General features: G+C 39.6%; 19 protein-coding genes and 1 riboswitch. Of the genes, 13 read left to right on the top strand and 6 right to left on the bottom strand.

The window, feature by feature from the left end; genetic code table 11:
* Positions 1-216 precede the first annotated feature (216 nt).
* A complete protein-coding gene (gene dat, locus O0550_RS17960; protein WP_096887297.1) occupies positions 217-1074 on the bottom strand; it encodes a D-amino-acid transaminase in 858 nt (285 codons plus the stop codon).
* A gap of 189 nt (positions 1075-1263) precedes the next feature.
* On the opposite strand from dat, the gene O0550_RS17955 reads away from it, so the two are divergent.
* On the top strand, positions 1264-3858 hold the full coding sequence (locus O0550_RS17955; RefSeq protein ID WP_258426984.1) for an adenosylcobalamin-dependent ribonucleoside-diphosphate reductase: 2595 nt from the start codon (positions 1264-1266) through the stop codon (positions 3856-3858).
* 365 nt (positions 3859-4223) lie between these two features.
* Here the strand turns inward: O0550_RS17955 and O0550_RS17950 are convergent, their stop codons facing one another.
* Both O0550_RS17950 and O0550_RS17945 read right to left on the bottom strand, forming a co-directional pair.
* On the bottom strand, positions 4224-4853 hold the full coding sequence (locus tag O0550_RS17950; RefSeq protein WP_003344201.1) for a class F sortase: 630 nt from the start codon (positions 4851-4853) through the stop codon (positions 4224-4226).
* Between the two features lie 118 nt (positions 4854-4971).
* Positions 4972-5217: a hypothetical protein gene (locus O0550_RS17945; protein ID WP_031309236.1), complete on the bottom strand. Its 246-nt coding sequence runs from the start codon at positions 5215-5217 to the stop codon at positions 4972-4974.
* 314 nt (positions 5218-5531) lie between these two features.
* Here O0550_RS17945 and O0550_RS17940 point away from each other — a divergent pair, with 314 nt between their 5' ends.
* From O0550_RS17940 to O0550_RS17905, 8 genes are all read left to right on the top strand, one after another.
* Complete coding sequence (locus tag O0550_RS17940; RefSeq protein WP_258426983.1) at positions 5532-6626, top strand: amidase domain-containing protein; 1095 nt, start codon at positions 5532-5534, stop codon at positions 6624-6626.
* A gap of 79 nt (positions 6627-6705) precedes the next feature.
* The gene (locus O0550_RS17935; RefSeq protein ID WP_258426982.1) at positions 6706-8166 is read left to right on the top strand and encodes an oligosaccharide flippase family protein; all 1461 of its coding nucleotides are present in this window, start codon (positions 6706-6708) and stop codon (positions 8164-8166) included.
* A 114-nt stretch (positions 8167-8280) separates the two neighbouring features.
* Positions 8281-8877 (top strand): C40 family peptidase, encoded by a 597-nt coding sequence (locus tag O0550_RS17930; RefSeq protein WP_258426981.1) that lies wholly within the window; start codon positions 8281-8283, stop codon positions 8875-8877.
* A gap of 225 nt (positions 8878-9102) precedes the next feature.
* Positions 9103-9813, top strand: coding sequence for a DUF421 domain-containing protein (locus O0550_RS17925; protein ID WP_258426980.1), 711 nt, complete (start codon positions 9103-9105; stop codon positions 9811-9813).
* A 375-nt stretch (positions 9814-10188) separates the two neighbouring features.
* Entirely contained in the window at positions 10189-11418 is a 1230-nt protein-coding gene (locus tag O0550_RS17920) for a lipase family alpha/beta hydrolase (RefSeq protein ID WP_233882818.1), read from the top strand.
* Between the two features lie 312 nt (positions 11419-11730).
* Positions 11731-12777 carry a FecCD family ABC transporter permease gene (locus tag O0550_RS17915; RefSeq protein ID WP_258426979.1) on the top strand — a complete coding sequence of 349 codons (1047 nt, stop codon included), beginning with the start codon at positions 11731-11733 and terminating at the stop codon, positions 12775-12777.
* Positions 12774-13793, top strand: a complete 1020-nt coding sequence (locus O0550_RS17910) for a FecCD family ABC transporter permease (RefSeq protein WP_258426978.1) — start codon at positions 12774-12776, stop codon at positions 13791-13793. Before O0550_RS17915 ends, O0550_RS17910 begins: the two co-directional genes overlap by 4 nt.
* An 88-nt stretch (positions 13794-13881) precedes the next feature.
* Positions 13882-14841: an ABC transporter substrate-binding protein gene (locus O0550_RS17905; RefSeq protein ID WP_003344183.1), complete on the top strand. Its 960-nt coding sequence runs from the start codon at positions 13882-13884 to the stop codon at positions 14839-14841.
* 362 nt (positions 14842-15203) lie between these two features.
* Here O0550_RS17905 and O0550_RS17900 read toward each other — a convergent pair whose 3' ends face one another.
* Entirely contained in the window at positions 15204-16553 is a 1350-nt protein-coding gene (locus O0550_RS17900; protein ID WP_258426977.1) for a Na+/H+ antiporter NhaC family protein, read from the bottom strand.
* A gap of 94 nt (positions 16554-16647) precedes the next feature.
* A riboswitch (SAM riboswitch) is annotated at positions 16648-16753 on the bottom strand.
* Between the two features lie 300 nt (positions 16754-17053).
* On the opposite strand from O0550_RS17900, the gene pepT reads away from it, so the two are divergent.
* Positions 17054-18286: a peptidase T gene (pepT, locus tag O0550_RS17895; protein WP_258426976.1), complete on the top strand. Its 1233-nt coding sequence runs from the start codon at positions 17054-17056 to the stop codon at positions 18284-18286.
* A gap of 99 nt (positions 18287-18385) precedes the next feature.
* On the opposite strand, the gene O0550_RS17890 is transcribed toward pepT, so the two are convergent.
* Together O0550_RS17890 and O0550_RS17885 are read right to left on the bottom strand one after the other, a co-directional pair.
* Positions 18386-18712 (bottom strand): AzlD domain-containing protein, encoded by a 327-nt coding sequence (locus O0550_RS17890; protein ID WP_258426975.1) that lies wholly within the window; start codon positions 18710-18712, stop codon positions 18386-18388.
* Positions 18709-19410: an AzlC family ABC transporter permease gene (locus O0550_RS17885; protein WP_003344175.1), complete on the bottom strand. Its 702-nt coding sequence runs from the start codon at positions 19408-19410 to the stop codon at positions 18709-18711. The genes O0550_RS17890 and O0550_RS17885 overlap by 4 nt, the downstream gene beginning before the upstream one ends.
* Before the next feature lie 273 nt (positions 19411-19683).
* On the opposite strand from O0550_RS17885, the gene O0550_RS17880 reads away from it, so the two are divergent.
* The 3 genes from O0550_RS17880 (at position 19684) to O0550_RS17870 (ending at position 24671) form a co-directional block, all read left to right on the top strand.
* Positions 19684-20514 carry a CPBP family intramembrane glutamic endopeptidase gene (locus O0550_RS17880; RefSeq protein ID WP_258426974.1) on the top strand — a complete coding sequence of 277 codons (831 nt, stop codon included), beginning with the start codon at positions 19684-19686 and terminating at the stop codon, positions 20512-20514.
* Positions 20515-20628: 114 nt separating this feature from the next.
* Positions 20629-22587 carry a BglG family transcription antiterminator gene (locus O0550_RS17875; RefSeq protein WP_276565049.1) on the top strand — a complete coding sequence of 653 codons (1959 nt, stop codon included), beginning with the start codon at positions 20629-20631 and terminating at the stop codon, positions 22585-22587.
* A gap of 143 nt (positions 22588-22730) precedes the next feature.
* The gene (locus O0550_RS17870) at positions 22731-24671 is read left to right on the top strand and encodes a PTS fructose transporter subunit IIABC (RefSeq protein WP_258426972.1); all 1941 of its coding nucleotides are present in this window, start codon (positions 22731-22733) and stop codon (positions 24669-24671) included.
* The last annotated feature ends 11 nt before the right edge of the window (positions 24672-24682 follow it).

Here is a 24682-nt window from a genome sequence, read left to right as displayed (position 1 = left end):
TCTCTTACTATAACTCAATTCGCATTCAAACAAAACTAAACAACCAGTCACCGGTTGAATTCCGACGACTGGCTGCTTAAACTTGTAAGGTGTTTTGATCCCTGTCCTACAAACGGGGGTCAGTCCCCATCAACGAGGAGAACGGCTTTTTTACTAGAAAAATACCTTCGCTTATAAAAAGAGGGCTCTTTTTATAAAAGATGTACACCCTGTCTTTTACTTGGTGATGCTATTACGGTCAATAGCGATGTGCTCTTCAAAGGCTTTTTGTAAACGTCGAACGATAGTACCCACTTTACCATCTCCTACAGGCGTACCTTGAAGCTCAATGATAGGAGTTATTTCGCTTGTAGTACCAGTAATGAATAATTCATCAGCCATTTGAGCAAAATTCACAGAAAATACTTCTTCTACTACCGAGATGCCCAGAGTTTTGGCTAATTGAATAACAGTACGCCGCGTAATCCCGTGCAAAATTAGGTTAGTAGCTGGATGGGTATGTATTTTGCCATCTTTCACAGCAAATAGATTAGCTGAAGTAGCTTCCGTAATGGTTCCATTTCGGTGAAGAATTGCTTCGTCTACTCCTTGCTCTGTCGCTTGCTGTTTAGCCCAAGTGGCACCGAGCAGATTAAGACTTTTAATATCACAGCGCAACCAACGAATGTCATCGACAAGTCCAGCCCTTAAACCATTTTGCATCTGTTGAATCGGGCGTAATTTAGGTACAGCATACATCGTTAAAATAGGGCGGGTATTTGACGGGAATGTAAATTGCCGCTCTGACACGCCACGAGTAATTTGCATGTAAAGGATTGCATCTTCAGAAAATTGCAAGGAATACTGTCTAAGGACTTTATGAGCAATTTCGGTTAATTCTGTGCGAGTTGGGATCGTTAGAGAAAGCTCCTTTGCACTGCGTTCCAAGCGAATCATATGCTCGTCCCACTGATAGAAGCGACCATTATAGATACGCACAACCTCATAAATTCCGTCCCCAAACTGATAGCCTCGATCCTCTGGAAAAATAGCAGGCTCATCGGGTTTATACCAAACTCCATCTACATAATACATGAAAGTTCCTCCCAAGGGAATAGGATGATAGTAACACAATATCTAGTGATAAATGTCGAAAAAAATTCTTATATATTCAATATATTGATTTGCAGACAGGCGTATGGTATCGTTAAAACCGTCTTACATAAAGATAACAAAATGATCTGAGAGGGTCAATTTGAAATATATTTTGGAGGGGAAAAGACCGTGGGTTTAGTAGAACATAAGCCATTAGAAGGGTTAAGTGAAAAGATCTTTTTGGACCGTTATGCAATGAAAGATCTGGATTACATAAATACAAAGGTTGGAGATACCGTTCTCGTATTAACCAAGGATGACCCGAAATTTCCGCAAAAAGAAGTGGGTGAAATTGTTGCCCTGGAGAAAAATCAAGTATCCATTCTACTAAGAAACGGAGAAACCATTACCACAACGGTAGAAAAAACGACCCGTCCAATTGAAGTAACGCCGGAAGCAATGTGGGATCGCTTGGCTCGCGCAATTGCTTCTGTAGAGAAGACAGAAGAAAAACAAGTAGAATGGACAAGCAAATTTCGTGAATTGCTAGATGATTGGAAACTAGTACCAGGCGGCCGCATTGCAGCAGGTGCAGGAGCAAGCGAAGAATTAACCCTCTTTAACTGCTATGTAATTCCGTCACCGCATGATTCACGAGGTGGCATTATGGATACGCTGACTCAAATGACAGAGATAATGTCACGTGGAGGCGGTGTTGGTATTAACTTATCCAGCCTCCGTCCTCGGCGTGCGTTGGTACGTGGAGTCAATGGTTCCTCAAGTGGCTCAGTATCCTGGGGCGGCTTATTCAGCTATACCACAGGTCTTATTGAGCAGGGGGGCTCACGCCGCGGTGCTCTGATGCTAATGATGAATGATTGGCATCCGGACCTTATGGAATTCATTACGGTAAAACAAACGATGGGGCTTGTTACAAATGCCAATCTGTCGGTTTGTGTCTCCAATAGCTTCATGAAAGCTGTAAAAGAGGACTTGGACTGGGAGCTCGTGTTTCCAGATGTAAATGATCCGGATTATGATGCATTATGGGACGGAAACATGAAAAAATGGCGCGAGGAGCTAGGTAAACCCGTCAAATTGGTTAAGACCGTCCGTGCCCGGGAGATTTGGCATACCATCATTGAATCTGCATGGAAATCGGCTGAGCCTGGTGTTGTATTTACAGAGTATTATAATGACATGTCTAATAGCTGGTATTTTAACCCAATCATTTGCACGAATCCGTGCGGGGAACAAGGACTTCCAGCTTGGGGCGTATGTAATTTATCCTCGTTAAATCTATCTAAATTCGTTCTGGATAACGAGGTAGACTGGACAAGCCTAAGTGAAGCTGTTCGTTATTCGATCCGTTTCTTGGATAACGTAATTGATGCGACTCCTTATCATTTTGAAGAGAACAGAGAAAATCAGCAGTCAGAGCGTCGTGTAGGATTAGGAACTATGGGTCTTGCCGAAATGATGATTAAATTAGGGATTCGTTATGGCAGTCCTACGTCTTTAGATTTTTTGGACAAGCTTTATAACTTTATCGCCCGCGAAGCATACTTGGCATCTGCTGATATAGCAAAGGAAAAAGGTAGCTTTCCTAAATTTGATGCTGAAAAATATCTCATGAGCGGTTTTATGAAACAGTTTGATGAAGAAGTACGAGAAGCAATACGTGAAAAAGGAATTCGCAACGTAACCTTATTAACACAGGCACCAACGGGGTCTACTGGAACGATGGTAGGTACATCTACAGGGATTGAGCCGTATTATGCATTCGAATACTACCGTCAAAGTCGCCTTGGCTTTGATAAACAGTACGTACCGATCGCTCAGGAATGGATGGATGCCCATCCGGGTCTAGACCTGCCAGAGTATTTTGTTTGTGCGATGGACTTAGCCGCTGAAGATCATGTACGTGTTCAAGCTGCAATTCAAAAATGGGTGGACTCTTCCATTTCGAAAACAGCTAACGCTCCACACGATTTCACAGTAGAAGATACAAAGAATCTGTATGAACTGGCGTTTGACTTAGGTTGCAAAGGGGTAACAATCTATCGAGATGGCAGCCGTGATGTACAGGTATTGTCTACGGAGAAAAAGGAAGAGAAGGTAGGGGCAAGTAACGATCAAGCATCAGCGAAGGAACAAAAGGACTCAGAGCCCAAAACAAGCCAGGAAGCTACGTCTGCTGGTCAGGCTCAGGGTGTGAAAAGCGGAAGGGATGGAGCTACAGAACGTGCTTATAATAAACGTCCGAAACGTTTAAGTGGTGCTACCTATAAAATGAACACACCTCTTGGAAAAGCGTATATTACAATCAATGATGTAGATCATGCTCCGTTTGAAGTGATTGTGAATGTAGGAAAAGCTGGAAGCGATGTGTTTGCAATGTCAGAGGCTTTAGGGCGCGTATCCACCTTATTCCTACGTTTTGGAGAGTTACCAGATGGCAACAAGGCCCGGTTGTTAATTAAACATTTAAAAGGGATTGGTGGCTCAGGAGCAGTTGGTTTTGGAGCAAACCGTGTGGAATCCATCCCAGATGCTGTAGCAAAAGCGTTAGAAATGCATCTTGACGGGGAAGACGAGCATCAGGCAGTAGCAGCTACTAGCAGCTATTCAATCACCTCAGCTCCAGATAAAGAAGAGGTGCATCACGACGTATACGGCGATGCTGATCACAAAGACTTCTGCCCATCATGCGGCTCTGCGACATTATTGCATGCAGAAGGGTGCAAGACATGTACAACTTGCGGATTTTCCAAGTGCTCGTAATGTTATAGACCGCAGTGCAGTGATTACGATCCCTCAAGTATAAGATTTGGTTTCGATTAAACGGCTCTATTCGCAGCTTTTGCGGTAGAGCTGTTTTTTCATTTCTAATGATTTGCATCAGGTATAGATGTGAATGCTTCATTGAATAATGGTACATATCTGGATGGGCATGGGGTTTTAAGCTACTCATCAAGAACGGTGCAGTGGAAAGACCCTGGCTATTACATAGACCGTACTCTGGAAGGAGAATACGACACAGAAAAGGTCTAGTGATGGTATTCACCAATTGAAAAAATTAATACTTCAGCGAGTAAAGACCCCCTAATCAGGGTCTTTTTTATGTTTACCTATCATGAATACAGGAATTATTGACTTAATTCAGTAAATACTACTAATCTCTTTGCATGTTCTTGAGTTTTTTTATTAAATTTACCAGAGCAAGTGACCAGATTCAGATTAGAGGTATTTGACTCACCGAAAATTCTCTCTAAGGGAGCTTCTTTCGTTTTAAAAGTGGTTACTTCTTTGACTGCATAGATAAGCCGATGGTCGTTTGAATCTGAGACGATAACATGATCGCCATGCTTTAATTTTTTTAAATGATAAAAGATCGCTGGACCCGTGTAATGATCAAAGTGACCAGCAATAACAGCATTTCCCTTTTCACCTGGTTTTGTCCACGGAGATAAAATGCCTACTTTATCAAATGCCTTCGGAACATCCATATTTCCTTCCACTGTTATTCCTACTGTTTCTATTGTTGTATCCAATCCAATAGAGGGAATTTGTAGGCGATTTGGTATGAAGGATGCTGTTACCGGTTTTCTCTGTGAAGTTGAAGAGGAACCAGTTGTTGTATTTGATTGCTTTTCTTCAACATGAGGAAAGGCTTGATCCCTAGATAGATAATGGGGGATGGCAGGCTTTTCCGGATTAGTGGAGCCTGAACACCCTGAAAGGATACATATCAGTAAAGCAAGGAAAAATATTCTCATCTTACATACCTCTTATTCATAACAGCATTACTTATTAATTGATTGAAAATATTCCATCAGGGATTCGTTTTTACATAAAACATTCCCTGATGGAAAAGACTGAAAGAGTTTTTACTGTTTAGTTACTTGCTCCACCCATACCTGTTTTAGGCATTCCTTTAATATGGAATTTGTGATGTTTTTTATGAGACATTGTTTTTGCCTTATGGTGTTTCTTGTGAGACATTGTTTTTGCCTTGTGGTGTTTCTTGTGAGACACTGTTTTTACCTTATGGTGTTTATGATGTCCTTCTTCCATAGCGAATACGGAAGCATTAGAGAACACAAAACAAATAGCAAGTGTTGCAGCTGCTAATTTTTTCATTTTATTCGTCCTTTCAAGGTTTAATGGTGTACTACATTTCATATAGTCTCCACTTGGCAAAGGGATATGACAGTAAAAAATTCCTACAAACGTGTCCATTTTGGTATCCTTTATAGAAGAAAAAGTTATCAAAGCGAAGCATCTGCGATTGGACTAATCTCTACATTTCGTATCGTAACTGGTAAATGAATCCTAAATACTCCTGAGAATCAATGGATATCCTATAAAATGAATTATTTTTATGGTCCACAGGGAAATAGAACAAGTTATACCAGTAAAAGATCGGATAAAATACGAAATGTAGGGGACTCAAAATGAAAAAGGTATTTTGGATTCTTGTAGCTTTAACCATTATGTTTATAAATAATACAGAAGAGGTTAAAGCGGAGCATGCAGAAATTGAAAGCTTGTTACATAGTATGTATAACGAACGTTCCAAAGCAATGATCACGAAGGAGCATGAGGCAATCAAGCATCATTATCTTACTACTTATAAAAGCAGTCGATCTGCACTAGAACATGAAAGAGATCGGAGTACGTATATTCATACATGGGGATCAAAAAGAAACCTATCATTTATAGATGCTGAAAGTAAAATTCAGATTGTAAATATTAAGCGTATAGGAGGGAAAGTAAAGGTTTTTTTAAAACAATCACAACTAATCACGTACCAACATAATGGTGTCCCCTTTCAACCACAAAAATTTGGAATTGGAACGCGACATCTCCTAACTTTAGAGCAAAAAGATAGCAAATGGTACATTGTGAAAGAATGGTATCTGGACCCTTTAGAGGAAAATCCGAATTTAATTCCTGTATCAAAAAAATTCGTTACCAAAGAAGAGTTAGCCGCATATAAGCAAAGAAAGAAAAAAATAAGATATAACCGTGAGAAAGCGGTTGCTTACGCGGAAAAGTATGCTGGTGCAGCCCCTATGGCAGGGAACAATCACCGATACAACCGGAAATACGCAGATTATACATATGAAGGAGGGGACTGTACCAATTTCACTTCTCAAGTGCTGGGGGACCCACTAGAGGGTGGAGGACTCCCTATGAATGGAGGGTGGTTTTATAGAAAAGGTGGGAGCGTTGCTTGGATCAGAACCGATGCCTTGTACCAATTTCTTATTCATAGTGGGTACGGGAAATTAATTGCACGAGGGACATATAAAGAGGTAGCGAAACCGAACAAAAAATTTCCTCAAGGTGCCCTTTCCCATCTTGAACCAGGCGATTTGATTGCTTATGAACTTGAAGGGAATATTGATCATTTCTCCATCGTAACCGCTAGGGATGATCAGGGCTATGTATTAGTAAACTCTCATTCCGCTGATCGTTATCATGTACCGTGGGATTTGGGATGGGATAAGAAAACCAAATTTTATCTGATCCATATCAGAGATTAACAGAAAGAATTTATGGAATAACATGGGACAGCCCCACATACACATCTCTTAATGAAAACTCTTCATAAGGAGTAGACCTATGGGGCTGCCACTTATCATACGTCAATTTCTTTTACGTAGTGGTCTTCTATTTCTCGTCAAAATAATTGGTGCAATCGGACGTATTTTCTTATTTCGGATTTTTGGCGCAGAAGGTATGGGATTGTATCAAATGGTGTATGCCTTTTATGGATTTGTTTTAACCTTAGTAACAGCAGGGCTACCTACCTCTTTGTCCTTAGCAACAGCCAAGGATGTTCATAAGGGCATGTATTTTCTAAAGGTCTCCCTAATTCTTACGTGCATTTTAGGTGGAAGTGCAACGATATTATCATACAGTTACGCTGAGATCATTGCTGATTGGTACGGAGATTCGAAACTAACTTTCGCTATTCAACTCCTGTCACCTGTTTTTTTGTTTGTACCTCAGCTCCATTTATTCCGCGGCTTTTTTCAAGGAGTTGAAATATACGGTTCTATTTCCTTTTCTGAACTGCTAGAGCAATCAATGCGAGTTATTACGATGCTTGTTTTAGCAAATATTTGGATTTCGTATGGAGTATCAGTTGCGGTTGGAGGAGCGGTGCTTGGAGCTGTGGTGGGAGGATTGTCAGCTCTTCTTTTTTTTATCGGGATCTATCTTCTACAGCGCAAGAAGCTACGTTACTTGAGTCTACCTTCACGTTTTCATCATAGCACTGAAACCTCGATTTTTTTAAAAATGTCTGTAAGTGTGCTGGCAACTAGGCTGTTACTTCCATTAACGGATTTTATAGACTCGATATTAATTCCCAACCGTCTCATGCATTCAGGTTTAACTGCTCATCAATCTACCAGCATTTATGGGGAAATAACAGGTATGGCATTAACCATTGTTTATTTACCTTCGATGGTTACATCTGCATTTCTGCATGTGATTATTCCTAAAATTGCGGGGAATTGGGAAAAGAATAATGTGGGGCAATTTAGAAGCCGTGTCAACAAATCTATGAAGGTTGGCTGGTTATGGGGAATTAGTGCATCCTTGTATTTCTTTTTGTATGGTCAAAACATTTCACAAGCGATTACGGGAGATGCTTCCCTTGCTTATTCTTTGATTAGTCTATCTTTGATTCCTTTTTTATCAGGGATTCGAGACATTTCCACTAACATACTATGGGTGAAAGGTCGAAAAAAAGGACCGTTAGTAGGTGTAATAGTAGGCTCTATTATTTCAATCATTATCAACTATTGGCTGGTTGGAATTCCCTCCTTTCAATACAGTGGGATTGTCATTGGAATTGTATCGTTTGAACTAGCTTCTCTACTTTGGAATTTGCATTACATGCGACGTTTTTTATCATGGAAAATAGTAATCGAGTCCGGCGTATTTATTGTTTTTTGCTATACAATTGGACGAATGCTAGAAGGTTTTCCTTTATTCATTCATGTTGTACTTTACTTTAGTTGTGTGTCTCTTTACTTTTTTCTGCGTTTTTCCCGGCGAATAATCTATATGTAGTACATTTCAGCTTGTTGTGTTCTGAAGATAGTGATTTGGTTGGAAAGCTTTTACTAGTGGAAAGTATCGATTACTTTGGTAGGATTGTGTGAGGAAAGAAGGGAGGATATAGGTATGGTTTCAAGTGTAAAACTCAGCTCAATCCTAACAAAGTCCGTGCTTATTTGTTCCATTGGTCTTTCTTTTACCTGTGGTACTGCTTATGCAACTGGAATAAATAAAGAAAAGCAAAACGGGACAACCAATCATAGCTCTACAATAACTGTATCAAAACCGAAATGGGAAGATACGGCTGATCATATTATTTCTCTAGGGAAAACCTATATGGGAACCCCTTATGTTTATGGTGCAGAACGTTTTCAAGATAAAACCTTTGATTGCTCTTCTTATGTACAATACCTGTATGGGAAATTTGGCATTTCACTCGGCTGGCACGCTAGAGAGCAAGCGAAGCAAGGGACATGGATTCCATTTGATCAAATCCAAAAGGGAGATCTTTTGTTTTTTGCAGATGAAAAATTTCCTAATGAAACGGGTCTAAATAAGGTTAGACATGTTGGGATCTACATGGGAGATGGGAAAATCCTCCACACCTATGAAGAAGGAATAGGTGTAATTATTAGTGATTTCCAAAATGATAAACTAGAGGACGACTATTGGTATAACTACTTTCTTTTTGCAAAAAGAGTTATTCCTGAAGCAACTAAATAAACAGAACTGAAATTTGATGTATACCTCATGAGACCAAGTAGCTCCATGTATTGATTGGAGATTGGTTGAATGAGGTTTTTTATGAGCAAAAGGAGGTATCAAGGGGAGAAGAGCGTTAAAGGATGACGATAACGTAACATAGCAAATTCTCATGCAAAAGACTTGCTACTGATCGGGTATAGGTATTTATTCTCTTGGTCAAAACTGTACGTGAGGTGAGCAATCATGCATGAATATATGGACACGATAGGGAGAACAATCCTTTCATTTGTTCTGCTTTTACTGGTAGCCAGAGTTCTAGGAAAGCAGACCTTATCTAACATGACGTTTCACGATTTTGTGACAGGGATTACAATGGGGGCGATTGCAGCCAATCTAGCTTTTAATGAAAAAATTAAAATGATGGAATTGATTTTGTCTTTAGCGGTATTTTCAGGAACTTCTTATCTTATGTCAAATATAGCTATTAAAATACAAAAATCAAGAAAATGGATATCAGGAGCGCCGACCGTACTTATTGAAAATGGGAAAATTTTAGAGGAGAATATGAGGAAAAATAAATATACGATGGATTCCCTTAACCAATCTCTTCGGCAAAAAGATATTTTTAATCTCCAAGAGGTTGAGAATGCTGTTGTAGAGAATAATGGAAAATTATCTGTACAAAAGAAAACAGAATTTCAGAGTGTAACTAAGAAGGATTTGCAAATTTTCACAGGAGGGAAAGAAAAATTTCCGATAGAGCTAGTTATGGAAGGGCAAATATTAGAAGACAATTTACGCCAAAATAAATTATCAAAGGACTGGTTGCATAAAGAAATCAAACGGATTGGAAAGGATCTAGATGAGATTTTCTATGCTGTAAAAACCTCAAACGGGACAATTGTTTTTGATTTTTACGCAGATTACATAAAATCTCCGATTGATAAAGAATAGTAGTAGAAAAATTCTTTTACAGTAAAAAGACAACGGGATTCCTTCGTTGTCTTTTTTTCTATGTGTTATTTCCTCTATGAAATTAATGATTTACATCGTTTACTAGTTCATCAAATTGCACCTATTGATAAAAATAATCCAAATTATTTTTATTGTAAAATATTGTAAAAATTAATAATATAATATATGTTAGTAATAGATGGTATTTTGTAGAAAAAAGTTTGCAGATGAAAGGAGGTTCTAGGTGGTAGCTGTCTTGTTCTAGGTGTGTTGTTTACCCATTATGTTTTGCCCGGGTATATCATCATTCAAATCCAAATTGATAGGAGGAGAAGGAATATGAAAAAAGCGATGTTGCTCTTGGTTATTTCATTGATGACGTATGCCTGTTTCGGATTTTTACCTGCTGTTGGGGCGGAAGAATATTCGGAAAATAACAACAAAGAACCGATCATCCTAGTAAATGGATTTCTAGGCTGGGGAAGAGAAGAGGTACTTGGTTTTAAGTATTGGGGTGGATTTCATGATATACAGGAAAAACTAAAAACAGATGGCTACCAAGTATTTACCTCGGCTGTAGGGCCTGTTTCAAGTAACTGGGATCGTGCTTGTGAGTTGTATGCTCAAATAAATGGGGGAACAGTGGATTATGGAGCGGCTCATGCCGAGGAACATGGACATGCCCGTTTTGGACGTACGTATGAAGGATTTAATGTGAATTGGGATGAGAACAATAAAGTGCATCTAGTCGGTCACAGTATGGGCGGACAGACAAGCCGTACTCTTGTCCAATTATTAAACGAAGGTAGTCGTGAGGAGCAGGAATATAAAAATCAACATCCTGAAGTAGAATTGTCTCCTTTGTTTGAAGGCGGCAAATCATTTGTTCGGAGTGTTACAACACTTGCTAGTCCTCACAATGGGACAACCCTTGCTGATGGTGTAGGGACGTTTATTCCATTTGCTAAGGATCTTCTTGTTGCTACTGCTTTTTTTCTACATAGTGCAGACTACACGGTGTATGACTTTAAACTGGATCAATGGGGGATTAAGAAAAAGAAGGGCGAATCGGTTGTTAGCTATTCAAAGCGTGTATGGAATAGCCCCATTTGGAGTGATACCAAAGATACCTGCCAATGGGACCTTAGTACAGATGGGGCCCGGGAATTGAATAGCTGGGTAAAAACGCAACCAGATGTCTATTATTTTTCTTATAGCGCCAGCGCAACAAAGCCAGGAATATTGACAGGAGTGCATATCCCCATTCTATCAATGAATAAAGCATTATTGGGAAATGCGCTATTTATGGGATCATATTTGCGAAACGATCAAAATCGTCCGATTATTGATGAATCATGGTGGGAAAATGATGGGGTTATTAATACAAATTCAATGATCGGTCCAGAAACAGATGAAATTGTTCCATACAGACAGAAAGCACAAATCGGGAAATGGAACTATTTAGGTAAAAAAGCAGGCTGGGATCATCTCGATCTAATTGGATTAAGTATATCTGATTCACTTGGCTTCTCGGATATTACGATGTTTTATAGGGACATTGCTAAGCTGGTAACAAAATTACCGCATAATGAGGTCGATTATTGAAGGCGTTTTCATTTTGGGTAAGTCAAATGGAATAGATCATTTGCTTTTCAAGAGGATTGTTTTTTTAAACATTCCTCTCTTTCTATTTTCTCAATGATTCTATGAACAATCATCAATCTAGATCAGAGGTACAATCATTTGCATAGCTTCTCATGACTAAATCTCAATTGATAGATTGATTAACAATAAACACACTTGACATATAGGTTATATTTGCTAAAATAAGTACTGGCCAACAGGTGATAATGATTATCAATATCGTTTTTTGATGCTTTTTGCAATTTTTTATTGTACATAAAGGTGGTTATACTGATGTCAGAAGAAGGAGCGGCTCATTCTTTATCCAGAGCAGTAGATAAAGCACCGCGTTATATGGTTGCAAGTATGATGCTCACGATTGGTGTTTTCCTGCTAGTGCTCGGATTTTTACTGTCTATTTCATATGGTGCCGCAGACGTCGGGTTCCGAGAAGTAGAGGATATGATCTTTTTTTTCAACTCTGATTCACCTGCACATCTACTCATATACGAATTGCGAATGCCAAGAGCATTAAGTGGAATTTTTGTCGGCGCTTGCCTTGCGGTATCTGGATCAATTATGCAGGGAATCACTCGTAATCCATTAGCAACCCCTTCCATTATGGGCCTGTCACAAGGATCAGGTCTGGCGATTGCGATCGCTATGATTCTCTTCCCAGCAATTAATTATTTTGAAATGGTTATTTTTTCTTTTAGTGGAGCTGCGGTTGGGGTCATGGTTGTTTACGCAATCAGTGCGCTGTCACCAGGAGGGATGTCACCAGTTAAGCTTGTTTTGGCTGGTACAGCGGTAAGCACTCTATTTGGTGCTTTATCAACTGGGCTAGCCATTTATTTTAAAATCGCTCAGGATATGAGCTTTTTTGCAGCGGGCGGCTTAACAATGGTGCGATGGGATGCGATTGGCATGATTTTGCCAGTAAGTGTCGTTTGCCTTCTATTGTCGATTATGCTGTCACGCTATGTAACGGTTCTTAGTTTTGGTGAGGACGTAGCTATTGGACTTGGGCAACGAACCATGTTGATTAAGACATGCTGCACGATAATCGTATTGTTCATGACAGGGGCAGCAGTATCTGTTGCAGGGGGAGTTGGGTTTGTAGGATTGATTATTCCCCATATCATGCGTTCGATTGTTGGTGTTGATTATCGGTTGATCATACCTTGTTCGGCAGTATTTGGTGGTGTACTTGTTACCTTTGCAGATATTGCAGCAAGATGGTTCAACTCGCCATATGAAACACCAATTGGTACTGTTACAGCTGTTATTGGTGTACCGTTCTTCCTGTATATGGCTCGTAGGGAAGGAAGGAGTTTATGATGCAATCAATTTTATACAAACGCGCGCCTCTCATCATGGGATTGCTTGTTGCGATGATTGTTACAGTAATCTTAATTAGCTTGAATTCAGGTTCAATTCCTATTTCCCCATTGGAAGTATGGGAGACGTTTTTAAATGGTGGAACGCGTCAGCAAGAAACGGTACTCTTTCAGTTTCGTATGCCACGTTTGGTCATTGCTTTGCTCATTGGCAGTGGACTCGCGGTTTCTGGTGTAATTTTACAGGGCTTATCTCGAAATGCATTGGCAGACCCGGGTATTTTGGGGATTAACGCAGGAGCTGGATTGGCTGTAGTGCTGTTCATGTATTTTGCATTTGAAACAAAGGATATTAAGAATGTTCTGCCTGTTATGATGATTCCGATAGTTGCTTTAATAGGAGCCGGTGTTACCTCATTGCTTATCTTTATGCTTGCGTGGAAGCGAGGGATTACTCCAATTCGCTTAATTCTTGTAGGGATAGCAGTGTCGGCTGGAATCGGTGCGATAAATACTGTTGTGTCATTAAAGCTTGCTTTTGCAAATTTCATGTATGCTACAGTCTGGCTTGCAGGTAGCCTGTGGGGAACCAGTTGGACCTTTGTTATTGCCATACTTCCATGGATTCTCATTCTTGTTCCGTATGCGATATGGAAAGCTCGATATCTGAATGTACTTAATCTAGGCGATGAATTAGCAACTGGTGTTGGAATGAGAGTAGAACGAGAGCGTGGAAAATTAATTTTTGTGAGTGCCGGACTTGCTGGAGCATGCGTTGCGGCTGGTGGAGGTATTGGGTTTATCGGACTGGTTGCACCACATATCGCCCGCAAACTGGTTGGACCGAGGCATCAATTTCTCATCCCTACTGCTACGCTTGTGGGGGCATTACTGCTATTGTTGGCCGATTTAGTAGCACGTAATATACTAACCCGTACGGAAGTTCCAGTTGGTATCGTAATCTCTGTTCTTGGGGCGCCCTATTTCATCTATCTTTTAATGAAAACGAAAACCTAACAAGCTACTAATATAATATTCTTTGGGGTTTTTTGTAGTAACTCGTAAGGCACATCTTGTGCTTATAGATAAAAAAGGAGATCAATCTATGAAACGTTTTATGAATGTAATGATTATTTTTGTACTATTGTTTGTTTTTGCAGGTTGCAGCCAGAAGGAATCGGCTTCAGTAGCAAGTAAGCAGGAAGGAGCATCCCAACAAGCAGGGGACACTGAGTTTAAAACGGTAAAAACCTCCCGCGGAGAAGTGAAAATTCCTGTACATCCAAAACGTGTTGTTGACCTTGCTTATGCGACCGAAGAATTATTAATTATGGGGATCAAGCCTGTGATGTCTACTTCAGGCCCTGATTTGCCGGATTATTTAAAAGGAAAGCTTGACGGAGTAGCGTTAGTTGAAACTAGTTCAGTTAAAGTAGAAGACGTAATGGCCTTACAACCGGATTTGATTCTTACAAGCAACCGCACTGAAAAGCTTTACGATCAGCTTACGCAAATTGCACCAACCGTTCAACTGGAAGGAGACTTTTACACTTGGCGTGAAAGATTCCCGGAAATGGCAAGTATTTTAGGCAAAGAAAAAGAAATGAACGAATGGCTTGCTCAATATGATGCAAAAGCGAAACAAATTGGGGATGAAATTAAAAAGCAATCGAAGGATGCAACCTTTGCTCTATATGTAACAAACGCTTCCCAATATCGTATCTATGGTAAGGCGCTTTTAGGAGATGTTTTATTTACTGATTTAGGCTTGCCTATGGCAGAAGGAGCTCCGAAAGAAAAGCTTGTAGAAATCGTATCGCTTGAAAATCTGTATAAGTTTGATCCAGACTATATTTTCTTAGGATTATACGGGAGCAATCTCGCTGTGGCACAGAAAAAGCTGGATGATATGCAGAAATCAGAGCTTTGGGGTAAGCTAAAAGCGGTTAAAAATGGACATGTTTATATGCTAGATAACCCTACATGGTCTCTTGGAACCTTCCCGCTTGGAAAAGAGAAAGCGATTGAAATGGTTCGTGATCTTGTTTTAAAAAAAAAGAACTAAAGAGTTTATTTCATTCAATGAAGCACGATAAAAATATGTGCTAGAACGTAAAGCTACCTTTACTTTATGGAAGGTAGCTTTTTACGTTTCACCATGAAAGAACTGTTGTGAGAACAACAAGAATGAAGGAAGATAGATAGTGAATCAAAAGATGATAGGTCCTATTAGTTTTGTTTCGGCGAAGATACATAAACGCTTAGATTGATAGCTAAGGATAAAAATGACCAATAGAAAAAGCAGTAGGTTATACCTACCGCTTTTTTCATTCTACGTATTTCGTTTTCCTGACATTTATTATAACGATATTCTGAAATTAGTAGCATAACTCGTGTAAGTTGCTAGTGATGCAAGGTGAATCACCACTAGGATGTCTTGAATATAGCTTCTTCTTTCTCATTCAGTGGTTTTATGATACTAGCTTTTTTGGCATTCGATGAGAAACGTGGAAAGTTAATCACGATTGACACGATACCGCAAACAGCAACTAGCAATGGATAAAAAGCAAATGGCAATAGTTCGATTGGTGAGAGTGCAGCGAATCCTGCTGCCGTTAACATTTGAGCCCCGTAAGGAATGATTCCTTGTACGCTGCACGAAAATAAATCTAGTAAGCTTGCAGATTTTCTTGGATCGATTTCATATTGATCTGAAATATTTTTAGCAAGTGGACCTGCAAAAATAATAGCGATTGTATTGTTAGCTGTACACATATTTGTCAGGCTCACAAGACCAGCAATACCAAATTCTGCGCCTTTTTTTGAGCGAATATTACGCGTCAATACATGTAATAGATATTGAATCCCGCCATTATGTTGAATAATCTCAATCATTCCACCAATGAGCATGGTTAGCAATACAAGCTCCATCATTCCACTAATCCCTAGTGTCACATTTTTGAAGAATGTGGCAAGTGTGTAGCTTCCATCTATCATTCCGATGACACCTGATAAAACAGTTCCTCCCATTAGAACCACAAGTACATTCCAGCCAAGCAAGGCCGCAAGCAGCACTCCTGCATAAGGTAACACTTTGACCCAATTGAAGGTTCCAACTGTAATATTTGTATGACTTCCTAATGTAAGCACGATTAATAGGATGCAAGTTAAAATGGCCGCCGGTAATACAATTAAAAAGTTGGTTTTGAATTTATCTTTCATTTCTGTTCCTTGCGTGCGTACCGCGGCAATTGTCGTATCAGAAATAAATGATAAATTATCTCCGAACATAGCTCCTCCGACAACAGTAGCCATTGTGAATGCAACAGAGATATCAGTCTGTTGGCTGATTCCTACGGCAATTGGAGCTAATGCAGCAATAGTCCCCATGGATGTCCCCATTGCTAGTGAAATAAATGATCCGATTACAAATAAACCAACAACTAGAAGACCATGAGGCAAAACGGAAAGGGCTAGGTTTACGGTAGCCTCAACACTACCCATACCTTGAGCTGTTTGAGAAAACGCACCAGCTAATACAAAGATTAATAACATAATAACGATATTTGGATTACCTGCACCTTTAGCAAATCGTTCTACCTTTGTGGTAAAACTCTCTTTTCGGTTCATGACTAATGCCACCGTACTTGCGATCAAAATAGCAACAATGATAGGTAGCTGATAAAAATCTCCAGTAATAATTCCAGAGCCAATAAATAGTGCTAAAAATATACCAAGAGGCAATAAAGCCAACGCACTTCCTTTTGTCTGATTCATCAATAACACCCTCTCTATTTCTACCTTTTTCTGAGAAAAAATGAAGAAGACCTCTTCTCGTGAGAAGAGGTCTTATATGGGATAAGAATCACTCTTCTCATCTTTCAAGCACATGCTTGCTGGATTTGGCACAGCACTCTAAATACGAGTCCGCTGCCGAGGCATCAAAGGGCCAGTCCCTCCGCCTCTCTTGATAAGAAGGTTTCATATTTTATTCTCGGATGCTTAAGCTTTTTCTACTTTACTCTTTTCTGAGAAAAATGTCAAATATTTTTTAGTGAAACTTAAATTATGCCGAGGATACTACAGCCTAGCTCCATTTTTTATCATCAATAGATTCTTAAGAAAGACTACTCCGCATATAGGAATGCTTGTACTTGTAGGTAAGCCGGTAATCCCCGATTCTAGTTGATAGGTTAGCAATAGGAGTAGCAAATGGAAATATCGCCCATCAAACGGTATAATAAAAAAAGATGTAATGAAAAAGGGAGTGAATTTGAGTGAAGCAGGATATCATAGAGCGTTTTACAAGATATGTACAGATTGATACACAATCCAATGCCCAGAGTCAGACAGTTCCGTCTACACCAGGTCAGCTAGAGCTGGGTAAATTGCTAGTTGAAGAACTAAAGGCGATGGGACTTTCAGAGGTTACGATGGATGTAAATGGATATGTCATGGCGACACTCCCTGCAAATACGGATAAGCAGGTTCCCGTAATCGGCTTTTTATCCCATCTAGATACTGCCACGGATTTTACAGGCAAAAATGTTAATCCGCAGGTTCACGAAAATTTTGACGGTAAAGCCATTACGCTAAATAAGGAACGGGGCATTGTTTTATCACCGGAATTATTTCCAGAGCTACCGTCCTACAAGGGTCACACATTGATTACGACCGATGGGACAACCTTGCTTGGAGCAGATGATAAAGCGGGTATCACTGAAATTATGACCGCCATGGATTATTTGCTAAAGCATCCGGAAATTAAACATGGGAAAATTAGGGTGGCGTTCACTCCTGACGAAGAAATCAGTAGAGGGCCGGCTCATTTTGATGTGGCAGCTTTTGGTGCGAAATTTGCGTACACAATGGACGGAGGGCCACTAGGTGGCTTGGAGTATGAAAGCTTTAACGCCGCAGAACTCAAGCTTACTTTTAGGGGGGTTAGCACGCATCCTGGAACAGCCAAAAATAAAATGCTAAACGCTAGTAAGCTAGCAATGGAATTCCATGCACAACTTCCTGAAGAAGAGGCGCCAGAGTACACAGAGGGCTATGAGGGCTTTTACCATCTTAGCTCAATAAACGGTGATGTCGAACAAAGTAAATCTCAATACATTATTAGAGATTTTGATAAAGATCATTTTCATGCCAAAAAAGAGAAAGTAACAAGCATCGTGAAAAAGATGCAAGAGAAATACGGCGAAGAAAATATCAGCTTTGAACTCAATGATCAATACTACAACATGCGCGATAAAATTGAACCGGTTAAGGAAGTTGTTGACATTGCCTATGAAGCGATGAAAAACCTCAATATCGAGCCGGTAATCAGCCCGATCCGAGGTGGTACGGATGGCTCTCAATTATCATATATGGGTCTGCCAACGCCAAATATTTTTACTGGTGGGGAAAATTATCACGGTAAATTCGAATATGTTTCTGTAGATAATATGGAAAAAGCTGTTCAGGTTATTATCGAGATAGCTCGGTTGTTTGAAGAAAAAGCATGATGAAAGCAAGCTAAAAAGAAATCAAATCCCCTTGAAGTTAAACAATTATGAAGTTCATGCACGCATGGATTCGTTGTTGTTGAGCAAAGGGGATTTTGTTTATGTACTACATAATCTTAGTAATCCCATCAAAATAACGCCGAAAATGACAGTAATGGCAAGGCTTTTCGTCCGCAAAGCTAATAATAGAGTAGGAACTATCGCAATGAGTGTTAGCCAATTCACTCCGATTGAATCACTGCTTTTATCAATGACACTCTCCACGACGAGGGCTGTGAGAATACAAATAGGTATAAAAGAAAGCCATTTAAGTACAGGGGCAGGCAATTGTAAGTTACGGACCACTAAAAATGGCAGAATACGCGGAATTACTGTTACAAATGTACAACCGAATATGAGAAGAAGAATGGATAGATTAAGGCTCATTTATCAGTCACCACCCCAATAGTAGCTACAATAACCGTCGCTAAAATGACTGCAACGTGTGAAGGGACCAGAAAGGATAAAACCAGCATAGCTATGATCATATATACAACAAGACTGAGAGAATGCTTGAGCTTTGAAGGCTCCATAGATTGCAATTGCAGGACAAGTAAGGCTACAAACATTGCTGTTAAAGCAAAATCCAACCCAAATACCATCGGATTCGTAATCCATTTCCCAAGAATAGCTCCTAGCATGCACGATAAGATCCAAATGATATAAGCGGTAAGATTTAGACCATTCATCCAGCGATCGTTTATCTGCTCTCCCTTTGTAATCTTATTGATAGCAACACCGAAGGACTCATCTGTAACCAGTGCCCCGATTCCGATGTTTTTGAATAAAGAATATTTGGTGAAGGAGGGAGCTAGAGTTGCGCTTAATAAAAAGTTGCGTAGGTTTACAATAAAAGTAGTTACAATAATGGCTGAGTAGGGACTATTCGCTGCTAATAGGGCACAAATGATAAATTGAGCTGACCCGGCATATACCAAAGCCGATAATAAAGTAATTTCTAAAATGCTCAAGTGAGAAGAGACACCAATTACTCCAGCTGCTAATCCAATACTAATGTAGCCCAACAAGGTAGGGATACAATCCTTAACGCCTTGGCCGAATGTAGGGGCATTAGCTTCCTTCAATCCTGGTTTCTCTTCCTATATTCATTTCCAGTGTAACCACTCCTTTGCAGTATTTTCCCCCTTATCTATGGAAGGGAGGTTGTGACTTTAAAAAATAGTAAAACAACATTGTGGTTTTGTTAAAAATTACATTTTATCAAGTATATTGAAAATCAGCAACAATTATATAAAAAATTAGTAAAGCTATGAACGTTTTGTTCTTCCTTTATAAATTCTTGAGAATTTCTATTTATGATGAATCGTGTTCGTAGAGCTGGAAAGGAAGGATTCATCATGAAAATAAAAGGAATAAAAGCCGCGATTGTTTATAGTACCCTGGTTCTTGGATTGACTTTGCTTGCTAATGTAACAAAGATTTATTTGCTAATCGGGCTCGTTCAATTATCGCCGATGCTGGTATTAGGGCTAATGCTTCTATTTTTTTCAGAACGTAAAGCTACAATTCGATCCACTGGAATCGGAAAGCTTGGGAATTGGAAATGGTACATTCTAGCGGGGGTCTCAGGTTTACCAATTCTTATCAGCTTTTTAGTGGCTTGGGGAATCGGTTATATTGCGCTCCCAACGGCTGCTTTTTTAAACACCGGAGCTGCTCATTTTACAGTAGTTGAGTATGTTGGTTACATGACAAAAGCATTTTGGAGCCCAGCCATGCTGATCTCAATGGGGATTTTTGCATTCGGTGAAGAAATTGGATGGAGAGGATACCTACAACCCAAGCTAACGGAAACGTATGGAAGTAAGAGAGCAATTTTGGGAACCTCTATAGTATGGGCACTATTTCATTATCCGTTCTACTTAAATGGCTATAATGAAGATGGGAATTTTATTATCACAATACTGCTGTTTACGATTATGATCTTTCCGCTTTCTGTTTTTATAGGGTGGATTCGTTTTACAAGCGGTAGTATTTGGCCTGCGGTGCTTAGTCATACCATGATAAATCTTACTCGAAGCTGGTTGGAGCAGTTGTTTACAACCAAAGCAGAGGGATGGACTTACATAGCTGGAGAATCAGGTATGGTAACGATCATATTGTGGGGTTTTGTGGCCTGGTTCATCTGGCGCAGTTTGTCGCGAACAACAACATGCACTCCCATGTAACCATGCTAGCTGGTGCGGTATATAGTATTTTCACCAATTCTATGGTATAAAAAGTGATGTTAAATCCGATAGATAACGTATATACCATTGTTAGCAGATAAGCAGGTGAATCAAATGAATGCGAGACAAATAGAGATCTTGCGTATTCTATTAACACAATCCGACCAACATGTATTAGTACAAGAGATAGCAGAAAAGGTAGGCTGCTCGGAAAAGACGATTCGCAATGATTGTAAAAGAATACAGGACTACCTTAGAGAGCATTCAAATGCCACCTTAATCCGAAAACCGGGATTAGGGGTTTTCCTAGAGATAGAAGAGCATGAAAAAGCAAGCTTATTTCACAAATTACACATGGTGAATCATCCAATCAAATATGAATCTGATGAAAAAATGATTCTTGAAATAGCTTATCAGTTAGTTATGAATGTAAAGCCCATAACTGTTCAGGAGCTTGCTTCCAAATACTTTGTCAACAAAGCGGTTATCAAAAAAAGTTTGGACAAAATTGAAAAGTGGCTAAACGTTTGGGGACTTACGTTGGTCTCTAAGCAAAAAGTAGGTCTAATGATTGAAGGGAACGAAAAAGCCAAAAGAACTGCATTAGCCCGATTATCACAATTGACCAATAATTCTAAGCTTAGTGACTCATTTATTAAGGAGCAATTTTCATCCCATGAGGTTGAGATTGTCAAAAATGAATTAAAACAGCTCCAAAAGCGACATTCCTTCTTTTTTACGGATGAAACGCTGGAAGGGTTGATCGTACATGTTCTGCTGATGATTAGGCGAACGAAGCTTAAACAGCCTATTACTCTCTCGGAGAAAGAAAGAACCCTTCTACAAGATAAAAAAGAATATGAATGGACTGCTGAATTTCTTACATCACTGGAAGCTATTTTTGCAGTAAGGTTTCCAGAGGTTGAAATCACTTATCTGGCCTTACACATTTTGGGCGGTAAAATTCGTTATCAGCAAAAGAATGAACCATTGAAAATAGATGATTTTACTGAAAATAATCCAGTTCTTTCACAGCTTTTGTCACTATTGATTACGCGTATGTCTGAGTTTAATATGATTGAATTTATGAATGACCAAGCTTTACTGGACGGCTTGAAGGTTCATTTATATACAACTTTAAATCGCCTTACTTACGGTCTTCCTGTATCGAATCCGATGCTAAGTGATATAAAGAGAATGTATCCGTATATGTTTGATATGGTGCTTTGTGTATTAGAAGAGGTCTATCAATTGCTCTCTCTTTCAATACCTGAGGAGGAAGCAGCTTATCTTGTGTTACACTTTCAAGCTTCCATTGAGCGCTTTCATAGCAATCGGGAAAAAACAAAGAATGTTGTCATTGTTTGTCATATGGGGATTGGAATGTCTCAACTGTTACGAACAAAGCTCGAACGGAAATTTATTTCTATTCATATTGTAGCGTGTCTAGCTAAGGCTGATGTAAAAGAGTATCTTGCTAATCATGACGTAGACTTTGTTATATCTACTGTTTCGCTGCCTGAAATAAATATCCCTTATATTGTTATTTCTCCGTTATTAGAGGCTACGGAAGAAAAAAGACTAGAGAATTTTATTACACAACTGAATGAACCTGTACAGCAGGCACCGAAAGAATCTGTGCTTTTGAAGTTTACCACTCCTTTTTTAGTTTTTTTACATCAGGATGCCAAACATCGCTATGAGTTGATTGAAATGCTTGCAACTGTTTTACATGAAAAAGGATTTGTGGAGAAGGAATATACGCATCATGCTATTACCCGGGAAAGAATGTCATCGACTAATATTGGTTCAGGTGTCGCTATCCCACACGGTAATCCCAAATTGATTAGACATTCAGCTATTGCGATTGCTACATTGAAGGAACCAATTGAGTGGGGATCGGAAAAGGTATCACTCGTCTTCATGCTGGCAGTAAAGAATGACGATCAAGAGGATACGCGACAACTATTCCGGGAATTATCGTTTATCAGTGAACAGCCAGCTTTTATTCAAACGCTTATAAAGGAAACAGATAACATGCAATTTCTATCTCATTTTCACCAAAGTAAATAAAATCTCACATTTTGCTTTGCCTACTCCAAGGGAAATAAAATCCGTTTTTCCGGAAACTACGGAAAAAAACTAAACTTTTGTCCGATCGATTTCGCAGTATAGTATATGTAAGCGATTTCGAAATAGATAAAGGGGGATTAGTGATGAAACTCTTGGCGATTACTTCATGTCCTAATGGAATTGCCCATACGTATATGGCGGCAGAAAATCTCCAAAAAGCTGCTGATAAATTAGGTGTTCAGATGAAAGTGGAAACACAGGGCTCGATTGGAGTAGAAAATAAATTTACAGAACAGGAAATACGTGAAGCGGATGGTATCATTATTGCTGCTGATAAAACAGTCGACAAAGATCGCTTCATTGGGAAAAAGGTATTACTTGTTGGGGTTCAGGATGGGATACGCAAGCCTGAAGAGCTAATCAATTTAGTATCAAGTGGAGAAGTGCCTGTCTATCAGGGTCAAGCCAATGCGGTAGAGAACAAGACTACTGAGAAAGCTGATAAGCAAAACTCATTTTATCGTCATTTGATGAGTGGTGTATCCTACATGGTCCCATTCATCGTTATCGGCGGGCTATTAATCGCCATTGCCTTAACACTTGGAGGAGAAAAAACACCTGGTGGTTTGGTTATTCCAGATGCTTCATTCTGGAAGACCATTGAGAAGCTTGGCGCAGCCTCCTTTACCTTCATGGTTCCTATTCTTGCTGGTTTTATTGCCTTTAGTATTGCGGATCGACCAGGTCTTGCTCCTGGTATGATTGGTGGATTAATTGCCGCGAATGGGAGCTTCTATGGAAGTGAAGCAGGAGCTGGCTTTATCGGTGGTATTATTGCAGGTTTCTTAGCAGGTTATGTAGCATTAGGAATTAAAAGTATGAAAGTTCCAAAAGCCATCCAGCCTATTATGCCAATCATTATCATTCCGGTATTTGCTTCCCTTATTGTAGGTCTGGTGTTTGTCTATGTTATTGGATCGCCTATTGCACAGGTATTTGAGGCTTTAACAGCGTGGTTATCAAGTATGCAAGGTACAAGCTCCATTCTCTTAGCTATTATCCTAGGTGCTATGATTTCCTTTGATATGGGTGGGCCTGTTAATAAAGTTGCCTTCTTGTTCGGTTCTGCCATGATTGCAGAGGGAAACTATGATATCATGGGAGCCATTGCGGTTGCGATCTGTATCCCTCCAATTGGTATGGGTCTAGCTACTTTTATCAATAAGAAAAAATATCAGGATACTGAACGAGAAGCGGGGAAAGCGACATTTACAATGGGGTTATTTGGGATTACAGAAGGAGCTATTCCGTTCGCAGCTCAGGACCCATTCCGCGTTATTCCAAGTATCATGATTGGTTCCATCGTAGGTTCGGTTATCGCTATGGTGGGACATGTTGGAGATAAAGTAGCACATGGAGGCCCAATCGTTGCTGTACTTGGTGCTGTTGATAATGTTTTGATGTTCTTCCTCGCAGTTATTGTAGGTGCGATTGTAACAGCAGTATTGGTCAATATCTTAAAAAAAGATATACAAAATGGAAATGCTCCAGCTACAAAAGCAGTAGCAGATTCAACAACCAAGCAAAGCCTTCCTAAGAAAGAAAGAAAAGTAGAGCCTGTGGAAATTAAAAAGCTAACTGATATTACCAGATTAGAATTAATAGATGTAGATGTAGCAGGTGCAACACGCGATGAGGTCATTGATGAAATGATCCATAAGTTGAAGCGTGCAGGAGCAATTGATTCTACTTCCGAGTTCAAGCAGGCGATACTAAGCCGCGAACAAGAAAGCTCCACAGGAATTGGCATGAACATTGCTATTCCTCATGGAAAATCGGAGACCGTCCAAAAAACAAGCGTGGTGTTTGGGCTTAAACGTGACGGAGTAAATTGGAACAGTCTTGACGGGTCCGATGCAAAGTTAATTTTTATGATTGCTGTTCCAAAACAGAGTGAAGGAAATGAACACTTAAAAATTCTTCAAATGCTATCTCGCAAGCTTATGGACGAAGGCTTTAGAGAACAGCTATTATCAATTAAAACAAAGGAAGAGGCCTACCAGCTATTGGGGTCTATTGAATAAAAAGCTATTCT

Origin of the sequence: Brevibacillus halotolerans (assembly GCF_026891775.1) — a bacterium.
Lineage (GTDB): Bacteria > Bacillota > Bacilli > Brevibacillales > Brevibacillaceae > Brevibacillus_B > Brevibacillus_B halotolerans.
The sequence above is the reverse complement of the archived record's forward strand: the minus strand, read 5'-3'. Positions and strand labels throughout refer to the sequence as shown.